Source organism: Moorena sp. SIO3I6, assembly GCF_010672095.1.
In genome coordinates, this window is record NZ_JAAHHU010000862.1 from 1 (window position 1) to 2,060 (window position 2,060).

Annotated in this window: 5 protein-coding genes; all 5 read right to left on the bottom strand. The window is 48.5% G+C overall.

Going from position 1 to position 2,060, the window contains the following annotated elements; all coding sequences use genetic code 11:
- A partial coding sequence (locus F6K49_RS43675; protein ID WP_293108020.1) for a hypothetical protein occupies window positions 1-230 on the bottom strand: 230 nt, incomplete at its 3' end.
- Entirely contained in the window at window positions 211-384 is a 174-nt protein-coding gene (locus F6K49_RS43680; RefSeq protein WP_293064970.1) for a hypothetical protein, read from the bottom strand. The genes F6K49_RS43675 and F6K49_RS43680, both read right to left, overlap by 20 nt.
- A gap of 118 nt (window positions 385-502) precedes the next feature.
- Window positions 503-1,189, bottom strand: coding sequence for a hypothetical protein (locus tag F6K49_RS43685; protein ID WP_293108023.1), 687 nt, complete (start codon window positions 1,187-1,189; stop codon window positions 503-505).
- 8 nt (window positions 1,190-1,197) lie between these two features.
- Window positions 1,198-1,587: a GPW/gp25 family protein gene (locus tag F6K49_RS43690; RefSeq protein ID WP_293108026.1), complete on the bottom strand. Its 390-nt coding sequence runs from the start codon at window positions 1,585-1,587 to the stop codon at window positions 1,198-1,200.
- Between the two features lie 15 nt (window positions 1,588-1,602).
- Complete coding sequence (locus tag F6K49_RS43695) at window positions 1,603-1,926, bottom strand: PAAR domain-containing protein (RefSeq protein WP_293108029.1); 324 nt, start codon at window positions 1,924-1,926, stop codon at window positions 1,603-1,605.
- Window positions 1,927-2,060: the final 134 nt, after the last annotated feature.

Here is a 2,060-nt window from a genome sequence, read left to right on the forward strand (position 1 = left end):
TCAATGCTAGTGCCAATCAAATCCAGAAAGGCCAGGAAATTTTTATCCGGGACTTGATTAAGGCGATCGCCGACAATCGTTGCCAGATGACCAAAAATACGAATTAGTGACCGACCACCATCCGGCTTGTTATCTGCCAAAGGACGCCACTCTGTGAACGCCTTAGCACACGCCTCCGTATAGGCAACGATGTCTTTATAGCTACGTTGATCAATCTTTGGAGCTTGCATAAGAAATTAGGGAGTAGGGAGTAGGGAGTAGGGAATCGGGAATCGGGAATCGGGAATCGGGAATCGGGAGTAGATGTAGGGTGGGCAGTGCTTGAGACTGATTGATTTGGTTGCCATCGCATTTGTTGGCACTGCCCACCAGACGATTAATCACTGGGTGGGTTTTGGATCAATCCACTAATCCCCCGTTGGGATCCCCCTCCCGTCCCCCTTAATAAGGGGGAAGCTAGAGGAGTAGTTGATGTAGGGTGGGTAGGAGTGCATCAGAGTGATTAATTTGGTTGCGTTCGCGAAGCGGTTCCAAAGGAACATCGCCTTTTGTGGCACTGCCCACCAGTCGGGAGAACAGATGTAGGGTGGGCAGTGCCCACCATCGGATTAATTTGGTTGCGTTCGCGAAGCGGTTCCAAAGGAACATCGCGTTTTGTGGCACTGCCCACCATGGGATTAATCTGGTTGCGATCGCGAAGCGGTTCCAAAGGAACATCGCGTTTTGTGGCACTGCCCACCATCCGATTAATCACAACTTGATCTAGATGTAGATGTAGGGTGGGCAGTGCTTGAGACTGATTGATTTGATTGCGTTCGCGAAGCGGTTCCAAAGGAACATCGCCTTTTGTGGCACTGCCCACCATCGGATTAATTTGATTGCGTTCGCGAAGCGGTTCCAAAGGAACATCGCGTTCTGTAGCACTGCCCACCATCGGATTGATTTGGTTGCGTTCGCGAAGCGGTTCCAAAGGAACATCGCGTTTTGTGGCACTGCCCACCATGGGATTAATCTGGTTGCGATCGCATTCTTTGGCACTGCCCACCATCGGATTAATTTGGTTGTGATCGCATTCTTTGGCACTGCCCACCATCGGATTAACCGATTGATTAATTTGATTGCGATCGCGTTTTGCCTTTTGCCTTTTGCCTTTTGCCTTTTGCCTTGCCCGTAGCGCCTTACACCCCACACCCCAAATTAATAATCTAAATAGAATGGATAAACTAAGTTAAAGCGATTATTAGTACGGCGCACCTGGTAATTTATTTCTATTAGGAGACGATTAAATTGGGTCTCATCCGGGTAGACACCTACATCTAGAACTTCAATCCGTGGTTCCCACTGGGTCAAGGCTCGGCGTACCTCCACTGTTAATTGTCCAGCTGTCCCAGCGCTGTTGCTGGCAAATACTAAATCATGAATACCGCAGCCAAAATCCGGGCGCATCAGCCGTTCTCCTGGAGAAGTACTCAGAATCATCCAAATCGACTGGCGGACACTATCCTCATATTGCGCCATTTCGATTTGTTTATTTTGGTCTAGTACTACCGGGAAATTCCATCCCACTCCGAGAAAATCAGTAGTCATCGTTCCATCTCCTTATCAACCCCCAATAAATACCTTCGTCGGCTTACCAGGCCCAGGGGTTACTGTGCCGTGGGGAGGGGGTAATTCACTACAGGTCTTAACTGGGTCACCAATGCGCGCCACTGGTTTACCCTCAATTTTCACAGAGGAACTACCCTTAGTAATTTCAGCTGTTTTGTTAGGTTCCTTGACAAACTTGATCGGTGAAGTTCCCGGTGGCGGTATTGGTGGGTGTGCCTGGGTTTTACCCTGGCTGCCCTTTAAAGCCACCAATTTACCACCAATTTTCACCTTTTTACTCAACTTTTGCTCGAATTTTCCTTGGAAAGGAATTGGCATTGGCGCTAAATTGGCGGCGCAGGAGCAGGTGGTTGACCCTGGACTTTGTGCGTACAAGATGTCACAACTAAATCGCCTTTTCTGGCTGCCGGTTTACCCATGATTTTTCATACTCCATAAAACTTAAATAACAG